A 25,274-nucleotide genomic window follows, 5' to 3' on the forward strand; every position below is an offset into this window, starting at 1 on the left:
TGAGCTGTGGCTATGTCTGCCAACGCTACCCGGACGCATCTGGTTCTGCGCCAGTTCCGCAAGCACCGCCTGGCGGTTTGGGGCGGGCGTATTCTTTTGGTGCTTTACCTGATGGCCGCTTTTGCGGGGTTTTTCAGCCCCTACGACCCCAACTACTACGAGCTCTACCCGCCCAAGGGCCACCACCCGCCCACCCGCATTTACTTTGTGGACCCGGAAACGGGAAGGCTCAGCCGACCTTTTGTCTATGCCACCAATCGGAGTATCGACCCGGTAACCCTGCAGCCCCGCTACGAGGAAGACCCCTCTCAGGGCAAGTTCTACTTGCGCTTCTTCGTGCGCACTCCCGAACAACCCTATACCATTTTCAAGGTGTTCCGCTCCGACCTCCGGCTCTTCGGAGTGGAGGCTCCGGGCCGCATCTTTCTCATGGGTACCGATAACTTTGGCCGGGACCTCTTCAGCCGTGTGGTCTACGGCGGGCAGGTTTCGCTCACCATCGGTATCCTCTCGGCCTTGGTGTCCTTCGCCTTGGGGCTCCTTTTAGGGGGGATCGCCGGCTACTTCTCCGGGCGTCCCTTTGCCCTTTCCCTTCCCCCCAAGGCATGGCGGGGCCTGGGGTTGGTGTTGGGGCCTTTGAGCCTCGTCCTGTGGGTGGCCGTGGCCATGGGGGCTCTGTACCTGGCCTGGTCCTTCGTGCGGCTGAGCCCGGGCAAGGACTGGTTCTCCTACGGGATCGACGGCTTGGTCTTGACCTTGGGGGTGGGGGCGGCGCTGGCGATCCTCTGGCGGGTCTTCCGGGAGCCTCTCCGCTTGGACCCCGATGACCTCATCATGCGCACGGTGGAGATCATCGCTGCTATTCCCAGCCTGTTCCTCCTCATCTCCTTGCGGGCGGTCTTTCCCACCAACGTAGATCCCCTCCTCACCTTCTACCTCGTGGTGGGCCTACTGGGCTTTATCGGCTGGGGGGGGCTGGCCCGGGTGGTGCGGGGCATTGTCCTCTCGGTGCGGGAGATGGACTACGTGCAGGCGGCGAGGGCCCTGGGGGCCTCGGACGGGCGCATCATCGCCCGACATGTGCTTCCCGCCACGGCCAGTTACGTGATCGTGAGCCTCTCCCTCACCATCCCCGGGTTTATCCTGGGGGAGAGTGGCCTCTCCTTCCTGGGCTTGGGGGTAACGGAGCCCTATACCAGTTGGGGGCTCCTCCTGCAGGCGGCGCAGCAGGGGGGGTTTGCCTCCTTCACCGACCGCCCGTGGGTGCTGTGGCCGGGGTTTTTCATCTTCCTCTCGGTTCTTTCCTGGAACTTCCTGGGCGATGGCCTGCGGGATGCCCTGGATCCCCGGCGGAGGCAGTAGGCCCTTCTCTTTTGACCGGGTATGGCGTATAACGGGTGAGGTGTTTTGAGGGCAGTGCCCGAAGGAGTGCGCATGGACGAAAAGCGGCTACTGGAGGTGAAGGACCTCAGGGTCCACTTCTTCACCGACGATGGGGTGGTGAAGGCGGTGGACGGGGTGTCCTTCCACGTGGATAAGGGGGAGACCCTGGCGGTGGTGGGGGAGTCGGGCTCGGGGAAGAGCGTGACCTCCTTGGCCCTCATGCGGCTCATTCCCACCCCCCCTGGGCGGATCGTGGGGGGCGAGGTGCTCTTCCGGGGCAAGGACGGGCAGGTGCGGGACCTGACCAAGCTTTCGGAGGCGGAGATGCGCCGCATCCGGGGCAACGACATCGCCATGATCTTCCAAGAGCCCATGACCTCCTTGAACCCGGTGTACACGGTGGGGGACCAGATCGCCGAGGCCATCATGCTCCACCAGGGGAAAAGCCGCAAGGAGGCCATGGAGCTGGCGGCCCACATGCTGGACCTGGTGGGCATCCCTGAGCCCAAGAAGCGGCTTGCCAACTACCCCCACCAGATGTCCGGCGGGATGCGGCAGCGGGTGATGATCGCCATGGCGCTTTCCTGCAACCCCTCCTTGCTCATCGCCGACGAGCCCACCACCGCTTTGGACGTGACCATCCAGGCGCAGATCCTGGAGCTGATGAAGAAGCTCCAGGAGGAGATCGGCATGAGCATCCTCTTCATCACCCACAACCTGGGGGTGGTGGCGGAGATGGCCGACCGGGTGGTGGTGATGTACGCGGGCCGGGCGGTGGAGCAGGCGGATGTGGTTCCCCTGTTCAAGGAACCGCTCCACCCCTACACCCGGGGGCTTCTCCACTCCGTGCCCCGGCTGGACCTGGCGGCGGAGCATAAGGAGCGCCTCGAAGCCATCCCCGGCAACGTTCCCAACCCCCTGTACCTGCCCTCGGGGTGCGCTTTCCACCCCCGGTGCAAGCACTACGTGGAGGGGCTTTGCGACCGGGAAATCCCCCCGCTGGAAGACGCGGGGGACGGCCGCCAGGTGCGTTGCGTGCGCTGGCGGGACATCCGGGAGGTTAGGGCATGAACGGGAACCACGTCCTCCTGGAGGTTAGGGACCTGAAGAAGCACTTCCCCATTCGCGGCGGGGTGCTTTCCCGAGTGGTGGGGAGCGTCAAGGCGGTGGACGGGGTGTCCTTTGCCATCCGGAAGGGGGAGGTGCTGGGTCTGGTGGGGGAGTCGGGGAGCGGTAAGACCACTGTAGGCCGCACCCTCTTGCGCCTGATCGAGCCCACGGGGGGGCGCATCCTCTTTGACGGGCAGGACATCACCGAGCTGCCCAAGGACAAGCTGAGGCCCTACCGCCGCCGCATGCAGATCATCTTCCAGGACCCCTTCAGCTCCTTGAACCCGCGCATGACCGTGGGGGATATCATTGCCGAACCCCTCATCATCCACGGCATCGGCAAGACCCCCGAGGAGCGGACCGAGCGGGTGGCGGAGCTTTTGAAGCTGGTAGGGCTTTCCCCGGACCACATGCGTCGCTACCCCCACGAGTTCTCGGGCGGGCAGCGTCAGCGCATCGGCATCGCCCGGGCCCTGGCGGTGGCCCCGGACTTCATCGTGGCCGACGAGCCGGTTTCCGCCCTGGACGTGTCCATCCAGGCTCAGGTGGTGAACCTCTTGCAAGACCTGAAGGAGGAGCTGGGGCTAACCCTCCTCTTCATCGCCCACGACCTGGCGGTGGTGGAGTACATCTCCGACCGGGTAGCGGTGATGTACCTGGGCAAGGTGATGGAGATCGCCTCCTCCAAGGAGCTCTACCGCAACCCCAAGCACCCCTACACCGAGGCCCTGCTCTCGGCGGTGCCCATCCCCGATCCCACGGTGAAGCGGGAGCGGATCGTCCTTCAGGGGGACATCCCTTCCCCCATCAACCCGCCCTCGGGTTGCGTCTTCCGCACCCGCTGCCGCTATGCCCTCCCCGAGTGCGCCCAGGTGGTGCCCGAGCTCAAGGAGGTGAGCCCCGGCCACTTTAAGGCCTGCATCCGGGATGACATCCTCTAACGCCAACCCACCCTGACGCCGTCAGGGTGGGGGCCCCGGCGGGGACCAACCCGCCGGGGTATACTTTTCCCATGCTGGTCAAGGACGTGATGCACGGTCCCGTGATAAGCGTGGGGCCGGAGTGGACCCTCGAGGACGCCTACAAGCTCCTCCTGGAACGAGGCATCCGCCACCTCCCCGTGGTGGCGGACGGGCGGCTGGTGGGGATCATCACCGACCGAGACATCCGCCTGGCCACCAGCCACCTGAACCCTCAAGGCCCCTGCCCGGGGTGCACCCAGGTGGGGGACGTGATGACCAAGGACGTGATCACCTCCCATCCCTTGGACCCCGTGGAGGAGGCGGCCCGGGTGATGCGGGAGCGGAAGATTGGCTCGTTGCCGGTCCTGGAGGACGGCCGCCTGGTGGGGATTGTGACGGGGATCGACCTTTTGGATGCCCTCCTGAAGCTCACCGGGGTTACGGAGCCTTCCGGGCGGCTGGAGGTGCGCCTGCCCGACCGCGTGGGGGAGCTGGCCCGGCTCACGGGGTTCCTGGCGGGACGGGGGGTCAACATCCACTCCCTCCTCTCCTACCCCGAGGACGGGGACCGGGTGCGGGCGGTGGTGCGGGTGAACACCTTGGAGACCCACCTCCTGGCGGAGGGCCTCCGCCAGGAAGGTTTTGATGTCCTCTGGCCGCCCAAGAAGCCATGGTGATCTACCGGGAGGAGTACCGCCTCTACGATCTCGGGCCCCATCACCCCTTCAGCCCGGTGCGGCTGGAGATGCTCACCTCCCTCCTGAAGGCCCTAGGGGTTTGGCAGGAGCCCCTGGCCCCGCCGGAGGCCACCCGGGAGGAGGTGCTCTCCGTTCATTCCGAGCGGCTGGTGCGGCGGGTGGAGGCGGCAAGCCGGGGGGAGAAGGTGTCCGACCTGGAACACTACGGCCTGGGCACGGGGGACACCCCCGTCTTCCCAGGCATGGACCAGGCGGCCCGGGTGCTGGTGGGGGGGACCCTGGAGGGGGCGAGGCGCATTCTGGCGGGGGAAAAGCGGGTGCTCCAGCTGGGCGGGGGCCTCCACCACGCCCAGTACGACCGGGCCTCGGGCTTTTGCGTCTACAACGACCTTTCTGTGGCCATCCGCCGCCTCACCCGCGCTGGGCTTAGGGTGGCCTACCTGGACATCGACGTCCACCACGGGGACGGGGTGCAGTGGCTTCACTACGAGGAGAAGGAGGTCCTCACCCTGAGCCTCCACGAGTCCGGGCGCTACCTCTTTCCCGGCACCGGCCACGTGCACGAGATCGGCAAGGGGGGAGGGGCGGGTAGGAAGCTCAACCTGCCCTTGGAGCCCTTTACCGAGGACGAAAGCTACCTCGAGGTCTTCGAGGCCCTGGTACCTTGGGCTTTGGCGGCTTTCCGTCCGGACGTTCTGGTGGTTCAGGCGGGGGCGGACGCCCACTTCCTGGACCCCTTGGCGGACCTTCTCCTCACCACCCGGGCCTACGAGAGGCTTTTCCGCCTGGTGCTTCAGTACGCCGAAGCCTACGCCGGGGGCAGGGTGCTCTTCACCCTGGGGGGCGGGTACAGCCTGGACGCGGCGGTCCGGGTCTGGGCCCTGCTCTACCACGTGTTCCACGGCCTTTCCCTCCCCGAGCGCCTGCCCGAGGGCTGGCGCTCGGCGTGGGAGGCGAGGCTGGGGAAGCCCCTCACCCCTACCCTCCATGACCCCAGGGCCCCCTACCCGGAAATTCCCCGAAAGCCCGAGATCGAAAAGCGCAACCGCCTCACCCTGCAAAGGCTCACGGAGCTGGTGGGGCCCCACCTGCTACACTAGCGGGGTGAAGGTCATTCTGCGCCTGCCCGAGCGCAAAGAGGTGGAGGTGAAGGGGGATAGGCCGCTGAAGGAGGTCCTCCTGGAGCTAGGCTTAAATCCGGAAACGGTGGTGGTGATCCGGGGCGAGGAGCTCCTCACCCCGGACGAGAGGGTGGGGGAAGGGGAGACCCTCGAGGTCCTCTCCGCCATCTCGGGGGGTTAGGATGGTCTGCAAGGTCTGCGGGGAGAAGGCGCAGGTGGAACTCCGCGCCCGGGGCTTCGCCCTCTGCAAGGCGCACTACCTGGACTGGTTCGTGAAGGAAACGGAGAGGGCCATCCGGCGCCACCGGATGCTCCAACCGGGGGAGCGGGTCTTGGTGGCCGTTTCGGGGGGGAAGGACTCCCTGGCCCTTTGGGACGTGCTCCACCGCCTCGGGTACCAGGCGGTGGGCCTCCACCTGCAGCTGGGCATTGGGGCCTACTCGGAAAGGAGCCTCGAGGTCACCCAGGCCTTCGCCCGGGAGCGGGGCCTGGAACTCCTGGTGGTGGACCTGCGCCAAGCCTACGGCTTCGGGGTGCCGGAGCTGGCCCAGCTCACGGGGCGGGTGGCCTGCTCCGCCTGCGGGCTTTCCAAGCGCTACGTCATCAACCAGGTGGCGGTGGAAGGGGGCTTTAGGGCAGTGGCCACGGGGCACAACCTGGACGACGAGGCGGCGGTGCTCTTCGGGAACCTCCTCAATCCCCAGGAGGACGCCCTCATCCGCCAGGGGCCGGTCCTGCCCGAGCGCCCCGGCCTTGCCGCCCGGGTCAAGCCCTTTTACCGCTTCAGCGAAAGGGAGGTGCTCTCCTACACCCTGCTTCGGGGCATCCGCTACCTGCACGAGGAGTGCCCCAACGCCAAGGGGGCCAAGAGCCTCCTCTACAAGGAGGCCCTGAACCGGGTGGAACAGGATATGCCGGGGGCCAAGCTCCGCTTCCTCGAGGGCTTCCTTGAGAAGATCCGGCCCCGCCTTCAGGCGGGGGAGGAGGTGGCCTTACGGGAGTGCGAGCGCTGCGGCTACCCCACCACGGGGGCGGTCTGCTCCTTCTGCCGCATGTGGGACGCGGCCTACCGGCGGGCCAAGAAGCGGCGCCTCCTCCCCGAGGAGGCTGAGTTCCGCCCCCACGTGGAGCCCGTGCATGCCGGTTAAGCCTGGCCTTTACCGCCATTACAAGGGCAAGCTCTATCGGGTTCTCTTCCTGGCCCGCCATTCGGAAACGGAGGAGGTGCTGGTGGTCTACCAGGCCCTTTACGGGGAGGAGGGCTACTGGGTGCGCCCCCTGACCCTTTTCCTGGAGCTGGTGGAGGTGGAGGGGCGGAAGGTGCCCCGGTTTGAACGCCTGGGGGACTGAGGGCGGCACCTGGGGCTTGCGCCCGCTTTCCTGCCAGGCCGCCACGCCTCCGGGCCGGCAGGGGCTGGAAGGGCTTCCACCCCGGCGGGCACGGGGGTAGACTCGGGGCATGTGGTGGAAGGAAGCGGTCATTTACCAGGTCTACCCCCGGAGCTTTCAGGACAGCAACGGGGACGGCATCGGGGACCTCGAGGGCATCCGCAGGCGGCTTCCCTACCTGAAGTCCCTGGGGGTGGACGCCATCTGGCTTTCCCCCTTCTACAAAAGCCCCATGAAGGACTTTGGCTACGACGTGGCCGACTACACCGACGTGGACCCCATCTTCGGCACCCTGGCTGACTTTGACCGCCTCCTCCAGGAGGCCCACGGCCAGGGCCTCCGTCTCCTCATCGACCTGGTGCCCAACCACACCTCCAGCGAGCACCCCTGGTTCTTGGAGTCGCGGAGCTCCCGGGAAAGCCCCAAGCGGGACTGGTACGTCTGGGCCGACCCCGCCCCCCATGGCGGCCCCCCCAACAACTGGCAGAGCTTCTTCGGCGGTCCCGCCTGGACCCTGGACGAGAAGACCGGCCAGTACTACCTGCACCAGTTCCTGCCCGAGCAGCCCGATCTCAACTGGCGCAACCCCGAGGTGCGCCAGGCCATTTACGAGGCCATGCGCTTCTGGCTCCGGCGGGGGGTGGACGGCTTCCGGGTGGACGTGCTTTGGCTCCTCGCCGAGGACTTCCTCCTCAGGGACGAGCCCGGCAACCCCGACTGGCGCCCGGGGATGTGGGACCGGGGCCGCCACCTGCACCTCTACACCGAGGATCAGCCGGAGACCTACGCCTACGTGCGGGAGATGCGCCAGGTGCTGGACGAGTTCTCCGAGCCTGGGCGGGAGCGGGTCATGGTGGGGGAGATCTACCTGCCCTACCCCCAGCTGGTGCGCTACTACCAGGCAGGCTGCCACCTGCCCTTCAACTTCCACCTCATCTTCCGGGGGCTCACGGATTGGCGCCCCGAGAACATCGCCCGCATCGTGGAGGAATACGAGGGCCTCCTCACCCGCTGGGACTGGCCCAACTGGGTCCTGGGCAACCACGACCAGCCCCGGCTGGCCTCCCGCCTGGGGGAGGCCCAGGCCCGGGTGGCGGCCATGCTCCTCTTCACCCTGCGGGGCACCCCCACCTGGTACTACGGGGACGAGCTGGCCCTGCCCAACGGGGAGATTCCCCCGGAAAGGGTCCAAGACCCCGCCGCCCTCCGGCAGAAGGGTCGCAAGGCCGAGCACGGCCTGCCCCCAGGCCGCGACCCGGAGCGCACCCCCATGCCCTGGGACACCTCCCCCTTCGCGGGTTTTTCCACCGTTGAGCCCTGGCTTCCCTTAAACCCCGACTGGCCTGTCCGCAACGTGGCCGCCCAAGAGCAAGACCCCCGCTCCATGCTCCAGCTGGTGCGCCGCCTCATCGCCTTACGGAAGGACCGGGAACTTCTTTACGGGGCCTACCGCACCTACCGGGCGCAAGGCGGGGTCTACGCCTACCTGCGGGGGAAGGGCTGGCTGGCGGCCCTGAACTTCACCGACAAGGAGAAGGTTCTGCCCCTGCCCCGGGGCGGGGAGGTGGTCCTCTCCACCCACCTGGACCGGGAGGAGAGGGTGGGGGAAAGCCTCGCCCTGCGCCCGGACGAGGGGGTGGTGGTGCGGCTTGGCTAGGGGGGCGGCGAAGCCCTGGGTTTTCCGCTTGCTTGGCCCGCCCACCCCGTCTGGTTGGCCCGGTTCCTCGAGGTTCTCGGGGTGCGCATAGAGGGGGTGTAGGGTGAAAACGCGCGGGGCCAGGCCCTAGGGCCTGGCCCTTCTGGTGCCGGGGGCGGGACTCGAACCCGCACGTCCTTGCGGACAGCAGATTTTGAGTCTGCCGCGTCTACCGGTTCCGCCACCCCGGCGCGCGCATCCTAAGGATAAGGCCGAGAAGAAGAAGCGTCAACGCCAGGCCCACCGCCCAGTTCCCGAAGCGCACGTAAGGGGTCTTCCCCTCCCGGAAGGCGAAGGGGGCCAGGAGGTAGCCCTCCCGGTGAGGGGGGATCTGGGCCACCACCCGCCCCAGGGGGTCGATGCTGGCGGTAATCCCATCGTTTCCCGCCCGTAGGAGCCAGCGCCCGGTTTCCACCGCCCGCAGGCGCCCTAAGGCAAAGTGCTGCCTTCCCCCAAAGGAGGGCCCGTACCAGGCGTCGTTGGTGAGGAGGACCAGGACCTCGGCCCCTTCCCGCGCCAGGGTCCGGGCCACGGAGGGGAAGACGGACTCGTAGCAGATCATGACCCCGTAAGGCCCGATGGGGGCCAGGCGGGTTCCGGGGGTGCGGTCCCCCAGGTCGCCCAGGCCGAAGGCCTGGAAAAAGAAGGCGTAAACCCCGCCCAGGGCCTCGCGGAAGGGGAAGCGCTCCCCGAAGGGGACGAGGCGCACCTTGTCGTAGTGGCCTAACACCTGGCCTTCCCGGTACAAGACCGCCCGGTTGGGCCCGTACAGGTTCACGCCGGTAAGGAGGGAGCGGCCCGCCAGCACCTCTCGGGCTTCCTCGGGAACCTGCCAGACCGCCGTCTCCGGCCAGACCACCAACCAAGCCTCGGGGTAGCGGGCGAGGCCTTCCCGGGTGAGGCGCAGGTAGACCTCCTGCCCCAGATCTCCCCCCACCTTGGCCAGGGGGTTGACGTTGCCCTGGACCAAGAGGGCCTGCGTTTTGCCTGGCGCGGGGGGAAGGGGCAGGAGCCAAAGGAGAGCCCAGGGCACAAGGAGCCAGTAGCGCCCCCTGGTCAGGCCCCAGGCTAGGAGGAGGACCACCAGGGACAGGAGGTAGACCCCGCCCCAGGCGGCCAAAACCCGCCCAGGGGCTTCCACCAGGGCGTAGCCCAGAAACCCCCAGGGGAAGGCCAGGTCGCCTTGCTCCGTAAGCCACTCCAGCACCACCCAGCCGCCCACCCGCAGGAGGGGGGTGGGGGTGAGGGCGAAGAGGAGACCAAAGGTGAAGGCCTTGAGGAGGACCAGGGGCAGGAAGGGTAAGGCTCCCAGGGGACCAAAGAGTACGGCGAAGCTCTGGGGAAGCCAGACCAGGTGCAGGGTCCAAAACCCTAGCCCCGCCAGGAAGCCTGTGCGGAACCCTCCCCGCAGGAGAAAGGCCAGAACCAGGGGGGCCAGAAAGCCCAGGGGGAAGGGGGGCAGGGTGAGGGCTAGGGCGAAGCCTAAGGCCAGGGGCCGCACCCCTTTACCATAAGGGGCGGCGGTTGCTTTTCACAGGGTTTTCCCGGGCAGGGGAGAGAATAGGAGCATGCGCTTGGGCGTCCTCTCCGACATCCACGCCAACCTGCCCGCCCTCGAGGCGGCCCTCGAGGCCCTGCGGCAGGAGAGCGTGGATGAGGTTCTGGTCCTGGGGGATGTGGTGGCCTACGGTCCCCACCCCAAGCAGGTCATCGCCCGGCTTTGGAAGGAGGGCTTTCCCGTCATCGCCGGGGCGTGGGACCTGCGGGTGGCCTACCCTCTGCCCGGCACCCTGCCCGAAGGGGTGGGGAAGGCCACCTTGGAATGGACCCGGTCCCAACTTTCAGAAAGGGAGCTCAACTACCTCCGCTCCCTAAGGCTTTCCCACCGGAAAGTTTACGGGGAAAACCGGCTGGTGGCCTTCCACGGCACCCCTGGCAACCCCGAGAAACACCTGGACCTCCTGGGCCCTGCCAACCAGCTCCTGCCCCATCTGGAGCGCTACGGTGCCGCTACCCTCCTCCTGGGAGGCCGGCACCTTCCCCTATCCCGCCGGGTGGGCCTGGGCCTGGTGGCGGATCCGGGAAGCGTGGGCCTCTCCTTGAGTGGGGAACCCGGAGCCGACGCCATGGTCCTGGACACGGAGACCCTCGAGGTCCGCTTCCTCAAGGTACCCTACGACCTAGGCCCCCTCATCTTTGACCTCAGGGCCTGGGGGCTCCCCCCGGTTCTGGAGAAGGTCTACCGCACCGGGCGCTTCCCCGAGCAAGGCTAGGGCCTCGGCCCGCACCTGGGGGTCGGGGTCCTGCCGGAAGGCTTCAACCCCCAGGCCGGCCTGGTGGAGGGCGTGGAGGGCGGTGCGCCGCACCAGGGGGTTGGGGTCCTTGGCCGCTTCCCGCATCAGGCCCTCCCCCAGGCCCAGGTTGCTGAGGACGATGAGGGCGTTGCGGGCCATGCGGGCCCTCCCTGGGCGGGCGAAGGCGGTGCCCCTGTACTTCCTTTGGAAAGCATGCCCGGAAAGGCGGAAGAAATCGGTGAGGTCAGGGTGGGCCAGCTCAGGCTCGGGGCGGAAGCCCCGCCAGACCTTGCCGAACCGCCCCCAGGGGCACACCTCCGTGCACCCGTCGCACCCGAGGAGCCACTCCCCCATTCCCCGCCACAGGGCCGGGGGGATGAAGTCCCGGTGCTCCACCGTGAGGTAGCTCACGCAACGCCGGGCGTCCAGGGTGCCATCCCCCAGGAGGGCCCCCGTGGGGCAGGCCGCCAGGCAACGGGTGCACCGCCCACAGCGGTTGGGGTGCCGAGGAATAGCTTCCACCTCCAAGGAAGTGAGGAGCACGCCGATAAAGGCGTGCACGCCGAAAGCCGGGGAGAGGAACATCCCGCTTTTTCCAATCCAGCCCACCCCAGTTAGGACTGCCAGGGTGCGCTCGGGGAGGGGTCCGTGGTCCACGTAGCCCTTGGCGGGGAGCCCCAGGGCCTGCGCCAGGGCCTCGAGGCGCCTCAGCTCCTCCCCCAGGAGGAGGTGGTAGTCCCGCACCCAGGCGTAGCGAGCCACCCGGCCCACCCGGAGGCCTCCTGGGGGCGCTCCGGGGTCCTCGTAGGCGTAGGGGGCGAGGAGGAGGAGGGCGCTCCTTGGCCAGGGGAAGCGCCTTTGGGGGTGGAAGCGCTCCGCCACCCCCCGTTCCAGGTAGGCCATCCCCCCGTGCCGCCCTTCCGCCAGCCAGCGGCGGAAGCGGGCCTCGGCCCCGGCCATGGGTTCCAGGGGAGCCCAGGCCACCTCCAGGCCCCGCTCCCGTGCGGCTTCCTCCAGGAGGGCCTTGGGGTCCACCTTCCTAGCCTAAACCCCGAGGGTAGGGGAGGGGCCACCTCTCCGTATAATCTCCCCCATGGAAACCCTAAGGATCGCCCTCTTGGGAGGCGGCACCGTGGGAAGCGCGTTTTACGGGCTGGTCCAGGAGCGCCTTTCGGACTTCCACGCCCTGGGTTTTTCTCCCCGCTTTCTGGGGGTTTTGGTGCGGGATCCCGCCAAGCCCCGTCCCATTCCGGCAGAACTCCTCCGGCTAGAGCCCCCGGACCTCCTGGAGGCGGACGTGGTGGTGGAGGCCATGGGCGGGGTGGGGGCGCCCTTGGGGCTGGTCCTTCCCGCCCTCGAGGCCGGCATCCCCCTCATCACCGCCAACAAGGCCCTTCTGGCGGAGGCTTGGGACAAGCTCCGCCCCTTCGCCGAGGAGGGGCTCATCTACCACGAGGCTAGCGTCATGGCCGGCACCCCAGCCCTTTCCTTTTTGGAAACCCTTAGGGGAAGCCAGCTTCTGGAGCTCCACGGCATCCTGAACGGCACCACCCTCTTCATCCTGCAGGAGATGGAGAAGGGGCGCACCTACCAGGAGGCCCTCCTCGAGGCCCAGCGCTTGGGCTACGCCGAAGCCGACCCCACCCTGGACGTGGAGGGTATAGATGCCGCCCACAAGCTCACCCTTCTCGCTAGGCTGCTCGTGGACCCTGGTTTCCCCTTCCCCGAGGTGCGGGCCAAGGGCATAAGCGGCCTCACCCCGGAAGCCCTGAAAGGGGCAGAGGCCCAAGGGAAAAGGGTGCGCCTCTTGGCCAGCCTCTACGGGCAAGGAGGCCGCTGGCGGGCGGAGGTGGCTCCGAGGCGCCTCCCCCAGGACCACCCCCTGGCCCAGGCCCGGGGGAACGCCCTCCTCGTGCGGGCGCACCCCTTGGGCGAGGTCTTCGTCACCGGACCTGGAGCCGGGGGCGACGCCACGGCCAGCGGCCTCCTCGCCGACCTCTTCCGCCTCCTTTCCGGGGCCCCCGGCCACCTGCCCGCTCCCCAGGCCAAGGCCCCCCTGGCGGAGGGAAGCCCCTTCCCCGAGGTAGAATGAGGGCGTGCCTGTCCTGGACCTCCTGCGCCCGGTGAGCGATGAGGAGCTCTGGGCCCTTTCGGAGCGCAACCCCGGCTGGCAGTTTGAGCGCGGGGCCGATGGGAGGCTTCTCGTGTCCCCCACGGGCGGCGAAGGCGGCAGGATGGGCGCGGCGGTGCTGGGCCAGCTCTACCGCTGGAACGAGGCCCAGTCCCTGGGGGTGGTCTTTGACGCTTCCACGGGCTTTAAGCTGCCCGACGGCTCCGTCCTCTCCCCCGATGCGGCCTTCGTGCGCAAGGAGCGCTGGCTGGCCCTCACCCCGGAGGAGCGGGAAGGGTTTCCTCCCTTGGCCCCCGATGCCGCCTTCGAGGTTCGTTCCCGGAGCCAAAGCCTGGAGGAGCTTCGGGAAAAAGCGGCCCTTTACCTGAAAAATGGAGTGGGTCTGGTGGTCCTCCTGGACCCTTACGCTCACCGGGTGGAGGTGTATCGGAAGGAGGGGGTGACCTCCTACCAGGACCAGGAGGCGGTGTCCTTGGACCCCGAGCTTCCCGGCTTCCAGCTTCTGACCCGGGGGCTTTTCCTCTAGCCCTTGACGCCCTCCCGCCCTTGGGGGAAGCATATGGCCATGCGCCTGCCCCTCATGGAGCGTTACCGCGCCCACCTGCCGGTTTCCCTAAACACCCCGGTGGTCTCCCTCCTGGAGGGCTCCACCCCCCTCATCCCCCTGAAGGGCCCTGAGGAAGCCAGGAGGAAGGGCATCCGCCTCTACGCCAAGTTCGAGGGCCTGAACCCCACGGGAAGCTTCAAGGACCGGGGCATGACCCTGGCCGTGTCCAAGGCGGTGGAGGCGGGGGCCAAGGCGGTGGCGGCTGCCAGCACGGGAAACACCGCCGCCTCTGCCGCCGCCTACGCCGCCCGCGCGGGGATAAGGGCCATCGTGGTCCTGCCCGCAGGGTACGTGGCCTTGGGCAAGGTGGCCCAGAGCCTGGTCCATGGGGCCAGGATCATCCAAATAGAGGGCAACTTCGACCAGGCCTTAGCTCTTACCAAGGCCCTCACCGAGGCCTACCCCGTGGCCTTGGTGAACTCCTTGAACCCCTACCGCCTGGAAGGGCAGAAGACCCTGGCCTTTGAAGTGGTGGACGAGCTGGGGGAGGCCCCCCACTACCATGCCCTCCCCGTGGGCAACGCCGGCAACATCACCGCCCACTGGATGGGGTACAAGGAGTATTTCGCCCTAGGGAGGTCCACCAGGCTCCCCAAAATGCTGGGCTTCCAGGCGGCGGGCGCTGCTCCCTTGGTCCTGGGGCGGCCCGTGGAGAAGCCGGAAACCCTGGCCACCGCCATCCGCATCGGCAACCCCGCCAGCTGGCAAGGGGCCATGCGGGCCAAGGAGGAGTCGGGGGGGCTTATAGAGGCGGTGACGGACGAGGAGATCCTCCTCGCCTACCGCTACCTGGCCCAGGAGGAGGGGATTTTCTGCGAGCCCGCCAGCGCCGCCGCCATGGCCGGGGTGTGGAAGCTCCTTAGGGAGGAGCGCCTGGAGCCGGAAACCCAGGTGGTCCTCACCCTCACGGGCCACGGCCTGAAGGACCCGGCCACCGCGGAAAAGGTGGCGGGGCTTCTCCCCCCTGTGCCCGCCACCCTCGAGGCCGTGGCCAAGGCGGCGGGGCTTTCGTGATAAGCTTGGGCCATGGCAGAGGCCAAGGGTACGCGAAAAAAGCCTAAGGAGCCCTTTCCCGGAGCCTACTACCTGGCGGGGGCCATCACCCTCGCCCTCATGCTCCTCTTCATGGCCTTGGGGGCGAGCCTTCCCCCAGGGGTGGCCGGGTTTTTGGTGGCCTTTGTCCTGGGCCTCATGGTGAGCCCCCGGTACGTGCCCTTCTTCCTGGCCGCGGGGGTGTTCTCTGCGGTTTTGGGCTTTCTGGGGCGGGAACCCCAGGTGGCTTGGGGCGGGGTGGCCTTGGCCCTTTCCCAGCTTCTGGTGGGGCGCTTCGTCCGCGGCTGATGGAACCCAACCGCCTAGCCCAGGCCCTGGCCCTGATGGGGGTGGCCGCCTACGCCTTCTTCCTCTTCCTCCGCCCCAACCAGGCGGGGATGGCCTTGGCGGTGGGGCTCTTCGTGGGGGCCATGACCCTGGCCTACGGGGAGAAACCCTTCCCGGTGCCCTTCTTCTTGGGGCTTTACGCCCTTCTTCTCCTCCTCCAGCTTCTCTTCGGCCACCCCCTGCCCTTCCTCCTGGGGGGAGCTTTGGGGGCAGGTCTCCCTTACCTGGCCTACCGCCTGCGGAAGCCCGCCAGGTAGAAGAGGGCCCCCAGGAGCATCCCTTCCCCCATGGCCGGAAGGTAGAGGAGGAACTCCCTCACGTCAAAGCGCAGGTAGAGGAGAAAGGGCCAAGGGGTGAGGGCCTAGGCCAGGCCGGGGTGGCCGTAACCTGCGGCTAAAAAGAGCCCTGCACCCAGGCCCTTGAGGTAGGTGAGCCATCCCGAGCCCAGCTCGTTTTGGTAGACGAACCAGAGGAGGTTGAGCCAGACCCCCAAGGCAGCAGGGGGAAGGCGGGTGCCCATCCGGAGGGCCAGGGCGAAGAGGAGGAGGAAGCCCAGGGCCTCAAGCACGGGCCACCTCCTGGCCCTGGGCCTCGAGGTAGGCCACCAGGACCTCCAGGGCCTTTTCCACCCCTTCGTCCAGGTCCTCGCCCGGGATCACGGGAATGCCCTCCTCCTGGGCCCAAAGGAGAAGGTGTTCCTGGATGAGGCGGATCTCGGGGAAGTGGGCCAGATACTTGTCCTGGGGGCGGGCGTGGCCCGTTTCCCGGTCGCGGAGGAGGAAGCGGTCCCGGTGCAGCTTCTCGTCCTGCAGGGCCACCAGCATGGGCACCGTGAGCACCTTGTCCCGGTAGGGGTGGTCCAGGTAGCGGGGCACCACGTGCACCCCCTCCAGGACGATGGAGGTGCCTTCCAGGGCGCTCCTCTCCTGGATGGCCCGGAGGCCCACCGCCACCCGGGCCACCTGGTCCAGATACCCCCGCAGGACCCGGGCCTCGTGGGTTTCCTCGGTGAAGAGTTCGGGCATCAGGGCCTTCCAAGCCTCAAAGGTGGAGAGGTGAAGGCTGGGCAGGAGGTCTTTGGAGAAGGAGGCGCGGAACACCTCCCGCACCGCATCGGAGGGGACGATGTGGGTGATGCCCAGGCGGTAGGCGAGGGCTGAGGCCAGGACGCTTTTGCCCACGCCGGTAACCCCCCCGATGAGGATGTGCACCGGCTTGGCGCTGCGCCGCAGGCGGCGCAGGAGGAGGTAGCGCCGGGCCGCCTCTTCCCCTGCTTCCTTGAGAAGGGCCTGGTGGACGCGCTCGCGCAACTCTGGACGGCGCACCACCCGCAGGCCCTCCTGCCGGAGCTGGGTTTCGATCTCCCGGGCCAGGCGGTAGGCCCCTTCGGGGGAGAGGCCGATCCCCATGAGGGACTGGGCCAGGATGCCCTTGGAGAAGGGCATCCGGGGCTCCCCGCCTTCCTCCTCCACGAAAAGCTCCCCGGCAAAGGCCTGGCGTTCCAGGTAGCGACGCCCGGCGGGTTTGCCTTTGGCCTTGGCGACCTCCTCTGCCACCACCGCTTCCAGGCGCCGGGCGGCGATCTGCCGCACCCCTTTTTCCCGGAGGCGCTTTTCCACCTCCTTGGCCAGGGCGTGGGCCTCCTTCAGGGGCAGGCCGGCTTCCTCCAGGCTCCGGGCCAGAAGCCCCTTGGAGAAGGGGAGACGCTTTTTGCCCGCCAGCACCAGGATCTCCTCAAAGGGGAGGGTCTGCTGGGCCAGGCGCTCGGCTACCCTGCTCCCCAGGGCCCGGGCCACCTCCTCTAGAAAGACCCGCCGCAGGACCTTGGGGGACACCTCCTTCCGCCCTTCCTCCTTCAGCCGCTCCTCCACGGTGTGGGCCACGGACTGGGCGGCCTCGAGGGGCACGCCGAGGGGCAGAAGGGCCTCCACCAGAAGGCCTTTGGAGAGGGGCCACCGCCCTCGCCGGAGGCGCACGAAGACCTCACCCATTGCTTGGCATCATAGCACTTTTCCCTTGGGAAAGGGCTTTCTTGACAGGCTTTTGCCGCGCGTGCTACCATACCTTACGGCTTGGCGCCGTAGCCAAGTGGTAAGGCAGAGGTCTGCAAAACCTCCATTCGCCGGTTCGAATCCGGCCGGCGCCTCCAAGAACGCGGGCGCGTAGCTCAGGTGGCCAGAGCACTACCTTGACACGGTAGGGGTCGGTGGTTCAAGTCCACTCGCGCCCACCAGCTTTCCCGGGGAAAGACCCCGGGGTTTTGCTTTATACTCAGGCCATGAGTGCGTCCCACGAACGCGAACTCTACCAGGCCTGGGTGGAGCTCCTCGGCTGGATGCGGGAGTACGCCCAGGAAAAGGGCGTGCGTTTTGAGAAGGAAGCGGACTTCCCCGACTTCATCTACCGCATGGAGCGCCCCTACGACCTGCCCACCACCATCATGACCGCTTCCCTTTCCGATGCTCTGGGGGAGCCCTTCCTTCTTGCGGATGTCTCTCCCCGGCACGCCAAGTTGAAGCGCATCGGCATCCGCCTTCCCCGGGCCCACATCCACCTGCACGCCCACTTTGAGCCCGGCAAGGGCCTGGTGACGGGGAAGGTCCCCCTCACGAAGGAGCGCTTCTTCGCCCTGGCCGACCGGGCCCGCGAGGCCTTGGCCTTCGCCTAAACCTTGGCGATGGTGCCCTGGCCCAAGGCCACCAGCTTGGGCTCGGGTTCCTCGCTGTAGACCTCGCCCTGGACCACGGCCAGGCGCTTGTCGGCTTGGACCACCCGCCCACGGGCCAAAAGCCGCCGGCCTTTGGCGGGGCGGAGAAAGTTCACCTTGAACTCCACGGTGAGGACCTCGGGCCCAAACACCATGCCCCCGGCGAAGGTGAGGGCGTTGTCCAAAAGGGCGGCGATCACCCCGCCCTGCACCACACCCAGGTGTTGGTAAAACTCGGGGCGCACCGGGAGGGCAAGCTCCACCTCTTCTTCCCCAGCCGAGAGGAGCTCCATCCCCAGGTGCTGGCTGAAGGGCTGGGCTTTGAGCACCTCTTGCGCCAAAGCGGTCCGGTCCATGGCTTCTCCTTGTCCAGGTCAAAGCTTACCCTGGGTTTCCAGGGGTTCCAAGGCCTCCCAAAGCTTCAGCACCACCCCGTGGAGCAAGGGGAAGGCCTTGCGGGTGGGCTTCAGGCGGTGGCCTTCCACCTCCAGGTAGCCCTCTTGGGCCAAGCTCCTGGCGGAGCCTTCCAGGAGGGGCCAGAGGGAAAGGCCCGCGCGCCTTTCCACCTCGGCCACGTCCAACCCTTCCCGCAGGCGCAGCCCCAGCATGAGGCTCTCCTTGGCGTGCTCTAGGGGGGAGATGGTTTCTTCCCTGGGCGCTTCCCCGAAAAGCCAGCGGGGGAGGGGGGGGTGGGTGCGCCGGAAGGCGTAGGCCGAACCCCCGCCCGGGTACTGGCCCGTGGCCCCAGGGCCCAGGGCCAGCCAGAAGCCGTTTTGCCAGTAGACCTGGTTGTGCCTGGCCTCTTCCCCGGGCCTGGCGAAGTTGGAGACCTCGTAGCGCAGAAGACCGGCTTCTCCCAGGACTTCCTCCGCCCGCTCTATGGCCCAGGCCTCCCGCTCGGGGTCCTCCTTCAGGCCCATAAGGGCGAAGGGGGTGCCCCGTTCCACCTGCAGGGTGTAGGCGGACACGTGCCCCACCCCCAAGGCGGCGGCCTCGGCCAGGTCCTGTTCCACGTCCTGCATGGGCAGGCCCAGGATGAGGTCTAGGGAAACCCGGAAGCCCCCCTCCAAGGCCAGCTCCACCGCCTTTAGGGCCCCCTTGCGCCCATGGGCCCGGCCCAGAAACTTGAGTACGCCCTCTTGGAAGCTTTGGACCCCCAAGGAGAGGCGGTTGACGCCGAGGTCCTTGAGAAGGGCAAGCCTTTCCCGGTTGAGGGTGCCGGGGTTGGCCTCGAGGGTCACCTCTGCCCCCCGTTCCAGCCTCCAGGGTAGGGCCTGGAAGAGGGCCAAAAGCTCCCGGTCCCGCAGGAAACTTGGGGTGCCGCCGCCCAGGTAGAGGGTGGCGAGGGGCTCAGGATGGCTTAGGTAAAGCCCTTGGGCTTCTTCCCTCAGGCGCTTCAGGTAGGCTTCCACCCAGCCTGGGGCCCGGCGCACCACGTGGAAGTCGCAGTAGGGGCATAGGGTGGGGCAGAAGGGGACGTGGACGTAGAGGCTAGCCATGGCCTTGGGACAGGAGGGCTTCCACCCAGGCCACCACCCGCCTGGCCAGCGCTAGGGCCTCTTCCCATTCCTCCCGGGTGAGCTCGGGAAGCCCCGCGGGGTAGCGGCCCCTGAGGGTGTACTCCATGAGGAGGGTGGCCTCCTTTATGGCCTCGGGAATAGGGAGGCCTGTGCTCTCCAGAAGTTCCAGGAGGTAGTCCAGATTATGGGTTTTGGGGAAGGGAACGCCCTTGTCCACGAGGAGAGCCTTTAGGGCTTTCTCCGCCGCCTGCTCCGCCAGGAAGGCGGAGGGCTCGAACAGGGCTTCTTTAGGCGTTTGGGTGGCGTAGGCCAGATCGCTTCGGGCAAGGCGTAGCCAGGACCAGGGGTCTGTGGGTTCAAGCGGCATAAAGGGTTCTCCCCTCCCTTAGGGCTTGGGGATAGATGGTCATCCAAGCATCCTTGTACTTTTCTAGATCCTCTGGATGGGCTACCACCAGGTCCACGGCAAAACCCTTACGTACCTTGGCTAGGGCAAGGTAAAGGCACCGCGCCGCCGAGCGTTTATCCACTTCCCTAGGCAACACCACGAGAAGGTCGTAGTCGCTCTCCGGGCGGGCCTCTCCCCGGGCCCGGCTGCCGAAAAGGATGATCTTCTGGGCCGGTACGGTTTTGAGGATGGCCTCGAGGACCGGGGCCAGCTCCGGGTACTCCACCCCTTTAGTCTACAAAGAGGAGGCGGAAGTCGTTGAGGTTGGTGCCGGTGGGACCGGTCTTCAGGAGGGTACCCGCCTCCTGGAAAAAGCCCAGGCTGTTGTTCTCCGCCAGGAAGGGCCTGGGGTCTAGGCCCAGCTCCCAGACCTCCGGGGTGAGGAGGGCCCCCGCCGCGCCCGAGGGCCCGTCCAGCCCGTCGGAGTCTGCGGCCAGGGCGTAAAGGGGCCTTTGCAGGTGGGCGTAAAGGGCCAGGAGGAACTCCAGGTTCCTTCCCCCGAGGCCCCTTCCCTCCACCCGCACCTGGGCCTCGCCGCCGGAGAGGAGGAAAAGGGGCTTTCGGAAGGGCACCCCGTGGGCGCGGATGGTTTCCAAAAGCTCCGCGTGGAAGCGGGCCAGGGCCCGGGCCTCGCCGCCGAAGCGGTCGGAGAGGATCACCGCCCGGTAGCCTTGCCGCCTTAAGAACCCCTGGGCGGCCTTCAGGAGGTCCAGGTTGCGCCCGGCCATCCGCCAGGAAAGCCGCCTTAGGGCGGGGTGGCCGGGCTTGAGGGTTTCCGGAAGCTCCCCCTTAGCCCCCCGCTCCAGCACCCGCCGGGCCCCCTCGAGGCCCAGGCGGTAGCGGTCCAGGATGGCCAAGGCGTCGGCGTAGGTGGTGGGGTCGGGGTGGAAGGGCCCGGAGGCGATGACGCTGGGGTCGTCCCCCGGCACGTCGGAGAGGAGGAGGGCGTGGACCCTGGCCCTGGTGGCCAGGAGGAGCCTTCCTCCCTTGATCCGGGAGAGGTGCTTGCGCACGGCGTTGACCTCCCCGATGCTGGCCCCGCTTCGGAGGAGGCCTTGGGTGAGGGCTTGCTTTTCCTCTAGGGAGATCCCCAGGGGCAGGCACCAAAGGGCGCTTCCCCCGCCCGAGACCAGGGCCAGGATCCGGGCCTTGGGGGAAAGCCCCTGGAGGAGTTCCAGGACCTCCTGGGCCGCCCTTAGGCTTTCCCCATCGGGCAGGGGATGTCCGGCGAAGACCGCCCTCAGGCCCAGGGCGCCTTGGCCCTTGGGCAGGGTGAGGTGGTAGGGCACCTCCCCGTAGCGGTCCAAGGCGGCCTTCAGCATGGAAGCCGCCCCCTTGCCCACCGCCAGGACCAGGTCCGGCTTCCAGGGAGGGAGGGCCCTTTGCGTGAGGCGGTAGGGGTGGGCGGTTTGCAGGGCCTCGAGGAAGGCGGCCTCTAGAAGCTCCTTCATCCCTTCCCCAGGTCGGTTTTGCGGAAGTCCTCCCCTTTATAGAGCAGGGGTTCCCCCTCGACCCGAGCCACGGCGTAGCTCAGGCAGTCCCCGAGGTTGAGCCCGGCGGGGTGGCGGCCCTTGCCGTAGCGGGCGTAGGCTCTCACCGCTTCCCGGTAGTGCTCCTTGGTAAAGGGCAGGACCTCGAGGCCTAGCTCCTCCACCAATCTCTCCACCAGATGGGCCCGCTCAAAGCCCACCCGGTGGCCAAAGGCCACCGCGGTTTCCACCAACGTGGGCGCACCCACGGTGGTTTTGGGAGCCTCCTGGATGGCTTGGAGAAAGGCCTCGTACCCCTCTTCTTGGAAGAGGATGGCCAGGAGGACGGAGGAATCCACCACCATCTACCCCTCCCAGAGCTCGTCCATCTCCTCCTTGCTGACCCCCCTTCCCAAGAGCTCAGGAGGGATTTGGGGCCACACCTCCTCCTCCAGAAAGCGAAGTACCCGATCGGAGCGCCGCTTACGGGTCAGCTCGGCCAGGCGGAGCTCCAAGGCTTTGCGCACCGCCTCGGTCTTGGTTTCGCCGGTCAGGCGGGCCACCTCGCTGGCCAAACGCTCCACTTCCCGGTTGCGGATGGTGAGAGGCATAGTTTCAGCATAGATGCCCGATTTTCATTACGTCAATCCACGGGGTCCTTTCCGTCATAGAGCAACTCCAGGAGCTCCGCGGTGTGCAGCACGGGGATGCCCTGGTCCAGGTAGGCCCGGATCTGGGTGAGGCAGCCGATGTTGCCCGTGACCACCAGGTCGGGCTCGGTGGCCTTCAGGTTCTCCGCTTTTCTCCGGCCCAGGGCCTCGGCGATCTCCGGCTGGAAGAGGTTGTAGGTGCCGGCGCTGCCGCAGCAGATCTCCCATTCCCTGGGCTCCAGCACCTCCACCCCCGCCGCCTTCAGGAGGCGCCTTGGGGGTTCCCGCACCCCTTGGGCGTGGGCCAGGTGGCAGGCGTCGTGGTAGGCCACCCGCAAGGGGCGTTTGGGGGGCGGGGGCGGCAGGAAGCCCAGCTCGTCCAGGAGGACGGTCAGGTCCTTGACCTTGGCGGCCAAGGCCTTGGCCTCCTCCTCCTCGGGCTCACCCAGGAAGAGGAGGGGATATTCCTTCATCCCCGAGCCGCATCCGGCGGCGTTGGTGACCACGAAGTCCACGTCCCGGAAGACCTGCAGGTTCTGCCGGGCGAGGCGCTTCGCCCCCTCCTTGTCCCCGGCGTGCAGGTTCAGGGCCCCGCAGCAGACCTGCTCCTTGGCCGCCACCACCTCTACCCCGTTTTCCTGGAGCACCCGGATGGTGGCCCGGTTGATGGAGGGCCTGAGGACCTGCTGGGCGCACCCTAGGAGGATCCCCACCCTGGCCCGCCTTTCCCCCTTGGCGGGGTAGACCTCCTGGTAGGTTTCCTTTTCGGGCAAGCGGTCGGGGAGGAGGGCCAGGGGGGCTTTCAGGGGTTTGGGCAGGGGCAGGGGCTTCAGGAGGGGCTTGAGGCGCACCCCAAGCTCCGCTAAGGGCCGGAAGCGCTCCGGGTATGGGAGGGTGCGGAGAAGCCCCAAGCGGTAGACCCGCTCCAGGGGGTAGCGGTGGCGCTCCTTCTCGGTGTGGAGGCGGAAGGTGGCGATCAGCTCGCCGTAGGGAACGCCGCTGGGGCAGGCGGTGACGCAGGCCTGGCAGGCCAGGCAGCGGTCGAGGTAAGGGAGGGCTTCCTCCAGGGGGAGGCTTCCCTCCAGCACCTCCTTCATGAGGAAGATGCGCCCCCGGGGGGAGTCCATCTCCTCCTGCAGGACCAGGTAGGTGGGGCAGGTGGGGAGGCAGAAGCCGCAGTGGACGCAGGCCTCGATGGCGTGGGCCATCACCTCCCCTTCCTTGCCCAGCGTTTCCACGGGGATCCGGTGTTGCATGCTCTCACCCTAAGGGAAAGCGGCCTTTGGGGTCCAGGGCCCCTTTGACCTTGCGGAAAAAGGCCTCGGGTGGGGGTGGGAAAAGGGCCTCCTCGGCACCCTTCAGGACCAGGTGGGGAATCCCCGCCCGCCTCAGGGCGTGGAGCCCTTCGGGTTCCAGGCCGACATAGAGGAGCTCCCCCCCCGCCATGTACCGCCTAGGCCCCAGGGGTAGACCCTCGAGGGTGGGGATGAGGTCCAGGCGGGAGGGCACCTTGGCCCAGACGGGGCTTCCCTCCAGGAAGGAGAGGTCCCGCACCCCTTCCCAGTGGGCCTCGTCCTCATGGAGGACCTCCCCTTCCCGCCCCAAAAGCTCCTGGAGCCGCTTTAGGCGCCTTTCCAGGCTCCCGGGAAACCCCCCCAGGCGGACTTCCAAGGTGGCGGGAGGGAGGAGGTCCAGGGCCAGGAGGTCCAAGGGTAGGCCCCGAAGGCGCTCCAGGGCGGCCATGGCCTTTTCCAAGCCGCCCAAGGCCACCCGAAGCGTCGCCGTGGCCCTGGGGTGGGGGAAGACCTTGAAGGAGAGCTCCACCATGACCCCAAAAGCCCCCAAGGAGCCAACCATGAGGCGGTGGAAGGGGAAGCCGGCGGCGTTTTTCACCACCTTGCCCCCGCCCCGCACCACCCTTCCTTCCCCATCCACGAAGCGCACCCCCAGAATGAAGTCCCTCAGGCCCCCAAACCGTTCCCGCATGGGGCCGGAAAGCCCCGCGGCCACCGTGCCCCCCAAAGTAGCCCCCTTCCCCGCCAGGGGCGGGTGGAAGGGCAGGTACTGGCCGTGGGCCCGCAAGGCGGCCTCCACCTCCTCTACCGGGGTGCCCGCGTAGGCGGTGAAGACAAACTCCTCGGGCTCGTACTCCAGGATGCCCTTGAGCCCCGAGAGGTCCAAGGCCACCTCCCCCTCCCGGGGGGTGGAGAGGGCCGGTTTGGTCCCGCTTCCCCTGGGGCGCAGGCGGGGGTGGAGGCGCACCGCCTCCTGCACCTCCGCTAAGCTGGTGGCGCGAAGCTCAGCCATGGACCTCCTCGAGGCCCGGGCGTCCCCCGGGCTCCGGCAGGACCTTCCCCCGGTTGGCCAGGCCTTTGGGGTCCAGGGCCTCTTTTACCCGCTCCATGGCCAGGAGGTCTTCTGTTGCGAACATCTCCGGCATGTAGCCTTTCTTCTCCACCCCAATCCCATGCTCCCCCGTGAGGGAGCCTCCCAGGCGCACGCAAAGCTTGAGGATCTCCCCCGCCAGCTCCTCCGCCCGCTCCAGCTCCCCGGGTTTTTTGCCGTCGTAGAGGACCAGGGGGTGGAGGTTCCCGTCCCCCGCGTGGAAGACGTTGGCCACCCTAAGGCCGTATTCCTGGGAAAGCCTTCCGATCTCCTTCAGGGCTTCCCCCAGGCGGCTTCGGGGCACTACCCCATCCTGGACGATGTAGTCGGGGGAAAGCCTTCCCACGGCGCTGAAGGCGGCCTTGCGCCCCTTCCAGATGGCCTGGCGCTCGGCTTCGCTTTGGGCGATGCGCACCTCGGTGGCCCCGCTTTCTTGGATCACCTGGGCCAGGAGTTTGGCTTCCTCCTCCACCTCCTCCTTGGGGCCTTCCAGCTCCACGATGAGGAGGGCTTCGGCCTGGGGGTAGCCCGCCTTCACCGCCGCCTCGGCGGCCTCGATGGCCAAGCGGTCCATGATCTCCATGGCCCCGGGGAGGAGGCGGCTTCGGATCACCTGGCTCACGGCGTTCCCGGCGGCCTCGAGGCTCCCGTAAGCCGCCAGGAGGGTGTGGTAGGCCTCGGGTTTGGGGAGGAGCCTGAGGGTGATCTCCAAGGCCACCCCCAAAAGCCCCTCGGTGCCCACGAAAAAGCCCGCGAGGTCAGGGCCAACCCCCTCCAGGCCTTCCCCGCCCAGGCGCACCACCTCCCCTTCCGGGGTGACCGCCTCGAGGGCCAGCACGTGGCCCGCCGTCATGCCGTACTTCAGGCAGTGGGCCCCGCCGGAGTTGAAGGCCACGTTGCCGCCAATGGTGGAAATGGGCTGGCTGCTGGGATCAGGGGCGTAGTAGAGGCCGTAAGGGGCCGCCGCCCTGGACACCTCCAGGTTCACCACCCCGGGCTCCACCACAGCGATCCGGGCCTTGGGGTCCAGGCGCAGGATGCGGTTCATGCGGTTGAGGGCGATGACCAGGCCCCCCTCCACGGGCAAAGAGCCCCCCGATAGGCTGGTGCCGCTTCCCCGGGCCACGAAGGGGACACCATAGCGGTGGCAGAGCCTGACCGCTTCCACCACCTCCTCCTTCCGCTCGGGCAGGACCACGGCCAGGGGGCGCTTGCGGTAGGCGGTGAGGGCGTCCGACTCGTAGGGGGCGAGCTCCGCCTCCCGGGTGAGAACCCTCCCCGGGGGGAAGAGGGCCTTGAGCTCCTCCAAAAACCCCATGTCTGC

General features: G+C 67.7%; 29 protein-coding genes, 3 tRNA genes and 1 pseudogene. 18 read left to right on the forward strand and 15 right to left on the reverse strand.

Annotation, left to right across the window (positions count from 1 at the left end; translation table 11 throughout):
• The first annotated feature begins 12 nt into the window (after positions 1 to 12).
• From L1088_RS04580 to L1088_RS04620, 9 genes are all read left to right on the forward strand, one after another.
• Positions 13 to 1,362, forward strand: a complete 1,350-nt coding sequence (locus L1088_RS04580) for an ABC transporter permease (protein ID WP_234553919.1) — start codon at positions 13 to 15, stop codon at positions 1,360 to 1,362.
• Between the two features lie 72 nt (positions 1,363 to 1,434).
• Positions 1,435 to 2,454: an ABC transporter ATP-binding protein gene (locus L1088_RS04585; RefSeq protein ID WP_234553920.1), complete on the forward strand. Its 1,020-nt coding sequence runs from the start codon at positions 1,435 to 1,437 to the stop codon at positions 2,452 to 2,454.
• Positions 2,451 to 3,434, forward strand: a complete 984-nt coding sequence (locus L1088_RS04590; RefSeq protein ID WP_234553921.1) for an ABC transporter ATP-binding protein — start codon at positions 2,451 to 2,453, stop codon at positions 3,432 to 3,434. Before L1088_RS04585 ends, L1088_RS04590 begins: the two co-directional genes overlap by 4 nt.
• Before the next feature lie 71 nt (positions 3,435 to 3,505).
• Entirely contained in the window at positions 3,506 to 4,132 is a 627-nt protein-coding gene (locus L1088_RS04595; protein WP_234553922.1) for a CBS and ACT domain-containing protein, read from the forward strand.
• Positions 4,126 to 5,253 (forward strand): acetoin utilization protein AcuC, encoded by a 1,128-nt coding sequence (locus L1088_RS04600; RefSeq protein WP_234553923.1) that lies wholly within the window; start codon positions 4,126 to 4,128, stop codon positions 5,251 to 5,253. Before L1088_RS04595 ends, L1088_RS04600 begins: the two co-directional genes overlap by 7 nt.
• Positions 5,254 to 5,257: 4 nt before the next feature.
• Positions 5,258 to 5,455 carry a sulfur carrier protein TtuB gene (ttuB, locus tag L1088_RS04605; RefSeq protein ID WP_038045609.1) on the forward strand — a complete coding sequence of 66 codons (198 nt, stop codon included), beginning with the start codon at positions 5,258 to 5,260 and terminating at the stop codon, positions 5,453 to 5,455.
• 1 nt (position 5,456) lies between these two features.
• Positions 5,457 to 6,422, forward strand: coding sequence for a tRNA-5-methyluridine(54) 2-sulfurtransferase (gene ttuA, locus L1088_RS04610; protein ID WP_234553924.1), 966 nt, complete (start codon positions 5,457 to 5,459; stop codon positions 6,420 to 6,422).
• The gene (locus L1088_RS04615; protein ID WP_234553925.1) at positions 6,412 to 6,624 is read left to right on the forward strand and encodes a DUF1653 domain-containing protein; all 213 of its coding nucleotides are present in this window, start codon (positions 6,412 to 6,414) and stop codon (positions 6,622 to 6,624) included. The genes ttuA and L1088_RS04615 overlap by 11 nt, the downstream gene beginning before the upstream one ends.
• A gap of 109 nt (positions 6,625 to 6,733) precedes the next feature.
• Complete coding sequence (locus L1088_RS04620; RefSeq protein WP_234553926.1) at positions 6,734 to 8,320, forward strand: alpha-amylase family glycosyl hydrolase; 1,587 nt, start codon at positions 6,734 to 6,736, stop codon at positions 8,318 to 8,320.
• A gap of 143 nt (positions 8,321 to 8,463) precedes the next feature.
• Here L1088_RS04620 and L1088_RS04625 read toward each other — a convergent pair.
• Both L1088_RS04625 and lnt read right to left on the reverse strand, forming a co-directional pair.
• Positions 8,464 to 8,550, reverse strand: a tRNA-Leu gene (locus L1088_RS04625).
• Entirely contained in the window at positions 8,529 to 9,860 is a 1,332-nt protein-coding gene (gene lnt / locus L1088_RS04630; RefSeq protein ID WP_234553927.1) for an apolipoprotein N-acyltransferase, read from the reverse strand. Before lnt ends, L1088_RS04625 begins: the two co-directional genes overlap by 22 nt.
• 67 nt (positions 9,861 to 9,927) lie before the next feature.
• Here lnt and L1088_RS04635 point away from each other — a divergent pair, with 67 nt between their 5' ends.
• Positions 9,928 to 10,632, forward strand: a complete 705-nt coding sequence (locus L1088_RS04635; protein WP_234553928.1) for a metallophosphoesterase family protein — start codon at positions 9,928 to 9,930, stop codon at positions 10,630 to 10,632.
• Here L1088_RS04635 and queG read toward each other — a convergent pair.
• The gene (gene queG, locus L1088_RS04640) at positions 10,540 to 11,688 is read right to left on the reverse strand and encodes a tRNA epoxyqueuosine(34) reductase QueG (protein WP_234553929.1); all 1,149 of its coding nucleotides are present in this window, start codon (positions 11,686 to 11,688) and stop codon (positions 10,540 to 10,542) included. The two genes, L1088_RS04635 and queG, sit on opposite strands and share 93 nt — an antisense overlap.
• 58 nt (positions 11,689 to 11,746) lie before the next feature.
• Between queG and L1088_RS04645 the strand changes: the two genes are divergently transcribed.
• The 5 genes from L1088_RS04645 to L1088_RS04665 are packed head-to-tail and all read left to right on the forward strand — an operon-like array spanning position 11,747 to position 15,028.
• Positions 11,747 to 12,745 (forward strand): homoserine dehydrogenase, encoded by a 999-nt coding sequence (locus L1088_RS04645; RefSeq protein ID WP_234553930.1) that lies wholly within the window; start codon positions 11,747 to 11,749, stop codon positions 12,743 to 12,745.
• 4 nt (positions 12,746 to 12,749) lie between these two features.
• Positions 12,750 to 13,310 (forward strand): Uma2 family endonuclease, encoded by a 561-nt coding sequence (locus L1088_RS04650; protein ID WP_234553931.1) that lies wholly within the window; start codon positions 12,750 to 12,752, stop codon positions 13,308 to 13,310.
• A gap of 39 nt (positions 13,311 to 13,349) precedes the next feature.
• A complete protein-coding gene (thrC, locus tag L1088_RS04655; protein ID WP_234553932.1) occupies positions 13,350 to 14,405 on the forward strand; it encodes a threonine synthase in 1,056 nt (351 codons plus the stop codon).
• 12 nt (positions 14,406 to 14,417) lie between these two features.
• A complete protein-coding gene (locus tag L1088_RS04660; RefSeq protein WP_234553933.1) occupies positions 14,418 to 14,732 on the forward strand; it encodes a hypothetical protein in 315 nt (104 codons plus the stop codon).
• Positions 14,732 to 15,028: a hypothetical protein gene (locus L1088_RS04665; RefSeq protein WP_038045639.1), complete on the forward strand. Its 297-nt coding sequence runs from the start codon at positions 14,732 to 14,734 to the stop codon at positions 15,026 to 15,028. Before L1088_RS04660 ends, L1088_RS04665 begins: the two co-directional genes overlap by 1 nt.
• Here the strand turns inward: L1088_RS04665 and L1088_RS04670 are convergent.
• Together L1088_RS04670 and L1088_RS04675 are read right to left on the reverse strand one after the other, a co-directional pair.
• Positions 15,001 to 15,339 (reverse strand): annotated as a pseudogene (locus tag L1088_RS04670) (hypothetical protein). The gene L1088_RS04665 and the pseudogene L1088_RS04670 sit on opposite strands and share 28 nt — an antisense overlap.
• Positions 15,332 to 16,762 carry an ATP cone domain-containing protein gene (locus L1088_RS04675; protein WP_234553934.1) on the reverse strand — a complete coding sequence of 477 codons (1,431 nt, stop codon included), beginning with the start codon at positions 16,760 to 16,762 and terminating at the stop codon, positions 15,332 to 15,334. The pseudogene L1088_RS04670 and the gene L1088_RS04675 overlap by 8 nt, the downstream one beginning before the upstream one ends.
• Before the next feature lie 83 nt (positions 16,763 to 16,845).
• Here L1088_RS04675 and L1088_RS04680 point away from each other — a divergent pair.
• The 3 genes from L1088_RS04680 (at position 16,846) to L1088_RS04690 (ending at position 17,439) form a co-directional block, all read left to right on the forward strand.
• Positions 16,846 to 16,920, forward strand: a tRNA-Cys gene (locus tag L1088_RS04680).
• Positions 16,921 to 16,927: 7 nt separating this feature from the next.
• Positions 16,928 to 17,004: transfer RNA gene (locus L1088_RS04685), tRNA-Val, on the forward strand.
• A gap of 45 nt (positions 17,005 to 17,049) precedes the next feature.
• Complete coding sequence (locus tag L1088_RS04690; RefSeq protein WP_234553935.1) at positions 17,050 to 17,439, forward strand: NADH-quinone oxidoreductase subunit 15; 390 nt, start codon at positions 17,050 to 17,052, stop codon at positions 17,437 to 17,439.
• Here the strand turns inward: L1088_RS04690 and L1088_RS04695 are convergent.
• From L1088_RS04695 to L1088_RS04740, 10 genes are read right to left on the reverse strand one after another with little or no spacing between them, the layout of a single operon-like run.
• Positions 17,436 to 17,834: a PaaI family thioesterase gene (locus L1088_RS04695; protein WP_234553936.1), complete on the reverse strand. Its 399-nt coding sequence runs from the start codon at positions 17,832 to 17,834 to the stop codon at positions 17,436 to 17,438. The genes L1088_RS04690 and L1088_RS04695 overlap by 4 nt on opposite strands.
• A gap of 18 nt (positions 17,835 to 17,852) precedes the next feature.
• Entirely contained in the window at positions 17,853 to 18,977 is a 1,125-nt protein-coding gene (gene hemW, locus L1088_RS04700) for a radical SAM family heme chaperone HemW (RefSeq protein WP_234553937.1), read from the reverse strand.
• Positions 18,970 to 19,365 (reverse strand): HEPN domain-containing protein, encoded by a 396-nt coding sequence (locus tag L1088_RS04705; protein ID WP_234553938.1) that lies wholly within the window; start codon positions 19,363 to 19,365, stop codon positions 18,970 to 18,972. Before L1088_RS04705 ends, hemW begins: the two co-directional genes overlap by 8 nt.
• The gene (locus tag L1088_RS04710) at positions 19,355 to 19,672 is read right to left on the reverse strand and encodes a nucleotidyltransferase domain-containing protein (RefSeq protein WP_234553939.1); all 318 of its coding nucleotides are present in this window, start codon (positions 19,670 to 19,672) and stop codon (positions 19,355 to 19,357) included. Before L1088_RS04710 ends, L1088_RS04705 begins: the two co-directional genes overlap by 11 nt.
• Before the next feature lie 4 nt (positions 19,673 to 19,676).
• Positions 19,677 to 20,897 carry a glycerate kinase type-2 family protein gene (locus L1088_RS04715; RefSeq protein ID WP_234553940.1) on the reverse strand — a complete coding sequence of 407 codons (1,221 nt, stop codon included), beginning with the start codon at positions 20,895 to 20,897 and terminating at the stop codon, positions 19,677 to 19,679.
• Positions 20,894 to 21,280, reverse strand: a complete 387-nt coding sequence (locus L1088_RS04720; protein WP_234553941.1) for a type II toxin-antitoxin system VapC family toxin — start codon at positions 21,278 to 21,280, stop codon at positions 20,894 to 20,896. Before L1088_RS04720 ends, L1088_RS04715 begins: the two co-directional genes overlap by 4 nt.
• Complete coding sequence (locus tag L1088_RS04725; protein WP_135259930.1) at positions 21,281 to 21,526, reverse strand: type II toxin-antitoxin system VapB family antitoxin; 246 nt, start codon at positions 21,524 to 21,526, stop codon at positions 21,281 to 21,283.
• A gap of 32 nt (positions 21,527 to 21,558) precedes the next feature.
• Positions 21,559 to 22,821: a glycolate oxidase subunit GlcF gene (gene glcF / locus L1088_RS04730; RefSeq protein WP_234553942.1), complete on the reverse strand. Its 1,263-nt coding sequence runs from the start codon at positions 22,819 to 22,821 to the stop codon at positions 21,559 to 21,561.
• A 4-nt stretch (positions 22,822 to 22,825) separates the two neighbouring features.
• A complete protein-coding gene (locus L1088_RS04735) occupies positions 22,826 to 23,872 on the reverse strand; it encodes an FAD-binding protein (protein ID WP_234553943.1) in 1,047 nt (348 codons plus the stop codon).
• Positions 23,865 to 25,268 carry an FAD-linked oxidase C-terminal domain-containing protein gene (locus tag L1088_RS04740; protein WP_234553944.1) on the reverse strand — a complete coding sequence of 468 codons (1,404 nt, stop codon included), beginning with the start codon at positions 25,266 to 25,268 and terminating at the stop codon, positions 23,865 to 23,867. The genes L1088_RS04735 and L1088_RS04740 overlap by 8 nt, the downstream gene beginning before the upstream one ends.
• Between the last annotated feature and the right edge of the window lie 6 nt (positions 25,269 to 25,274).

It is taken from the genome of Thermus caliditerrae (assembly GCF_021462525.1).
GTDB classification, from domain to species: domain Bacteria; phylum Deinococcota; class Deinococci; order Deinococcales; family Thermaceae; genus Thermus; species Thermus caliditerrae.

Bases quoted from the DNA above. Each gene is read 5' to 3' on its own strand.
- L1088_RS04580 (WP_234553919.1), top strand. From the start codon at position 13: ATGTCTGCCAACGCTACCCGGACGCATCTGGTTCTGCGCCAGTTCCGC.
- L1088_RS04585 (WP_234553920.1), top strand. From the start codon at position 1,435: ATGGACGAAAAGCGGCTACTGGAGGTGAAGGACCTCAGGGTCCACTTC.
- L1088_RS04590 (WP_234553921.1), top strand. From the start codon at position 2,451: ATGAACGGGAACCACGTCCTCCTGGAGGTTAGGGACCTGAAGAAGCAC.
- L1088_RS04595 (WP_234553922.1), top strand. From the start codon at position 3,506: ATGCTGGTCAAGGACGTGATGCACGGTCCCGTGATAAGCGTGGGGCCG.
- L1088_RS04600 (WP_234553923.1), top strand. From the start codon at position 4,126: ATGGTGATCTACCGGGAGGAGTACCGCCTCTACGATCTCGGGCCCCAT.
- ttuA (WP_234553924.1), top strand. From the start codon at position 5,457: ATGGTCTGCAAGGTCTGCGGGGAGAAGGCGCAGGTGGAACTCCGCGCC.
- L1088_RS04615 (WP_234553925.1), top strand. From the start codon at position 6,412: ATGCCGGTTAAGCCTGGCCTTTACCGCCATTACAAGGGCAAGCTCTAT.
- L1088_RS04620 (WP_234553926.1), top strand. From the start codon at position 6,734: ATGTGGTGGAAGGAAGCGGTCATTTACCAGGTCTACCCCCGGAGCTTT.
- L1088_RS04635 (WP_234553928.1), top strand. From the start codon at position 9,928: ATGCGCTTGGGCGTCCTCTCCGACATCCACGCCAACCTGCCCGCCCTC.
- L1088_RS04645 (WP_234553930.1), top strand. From the start codon at position 11,747: ATGGAAACCCTAAGGATCGCCCTCTTGGGAGGCGGCACCGTGGGAAGC.
- thrC (WP_234553932.1), top strand. From the start codon at position 13,350: ATGCGCCTGCCCCTCATGGAGCGTTACCGCGCCCACCTGCCGGTTTCC.
- L1088_RS04660 (WP_234553933.1), top strand. From the start codon at position 14,418: ATGGCAGAGGCCAAGGGTACGCGAAAAAAGCCTAAGGAGCCCTTTCCC.
- L1088_RS04665 (WP_038045639.1), top strand. From the start codon at position 14,732: ATGGAACCCAACCGCCTAGCCCAGGCCCTGGCCCTGATGGGGGTGGCC.
- L1088_RS04675 (WP_234553934.1), bottom strand. From the start codon at position 16,762: ATGGGTGAGGTCTTCGTGCGCCTCCGGCGAGGGCGGTGGCCCCTCTCC.
- L1088_RS04690 (WP_234553935.1), top strand. From the start codon at position 17,050: ATGAGTGCGTCCCACGAACGCGAACTCTACCAGGCCTGGGTGGAGCTC.
- L1088_RS04695 (WP_234553936.1), bottom strand. From the start codon at position 17,834: ATGGACCGGACCGCTTTGGCGCAAGAGGTGCTCAAAGCCCAGCCCTTC.
- hemW (WP_234553937.1), bottom strand. From the start codon at position 18,977: ATGGCTAGCCTCTACGTCCACGTCCCCTTCTGCCCCACCCTATGCCCC.
- L1088_RS04705 (WP_234553938.1), bottom strand. From the start codon at position 19,365: ATGCCGCTTGAACCCACAGACCCCTGGTCCTGGCTACGCCTTGCCCGA.
- L1088_RS04715 (WP_234553940.1), bottom strand. From the start codon at position 20,897: ATGAAGGAGCTTCTAGAGGCCGCCTTCCTCGAGGCCCTGCAAACCGCC.
- L1088_RS04720 (WP_234553941.1), bottom strand. From the start codon at position 21,280: ATGGTGGTGGATTCCTCCGTCCTCCTGGCCATCCTCTTCCAAGAAGAG.
- L1088_RS04725 (WP_135259930.1), bottom strand. From the start codon at position 21,526: ATGCCTCTCACCATCCGCAACCGGGAAGTGGAGCGTTTGGCCAGCGAG.
- glcF (WP_234553942.1), bottom strand. From the start codon at position 22,821: ATGCAACACCGGATCCCCGTGGAAACGCTGGGCAAGGAAGGGGAGGTG.
- L1088_RS04735 (WP_234553943.1), bottom strand. From the start codon at position 23,872: ATGGCTGAGCTTCGCGCCACCAGCTTAGCGGAGGTGCAGGAGGCGGTG.
- L1088_RS04740 (WP_234553944.1), bottom strand. From the start codon at position 25,268: ATGGGGTTTTTGGAGGAGCTCAAGGCCCTCTTCCCCCCGGGGAGGGTT.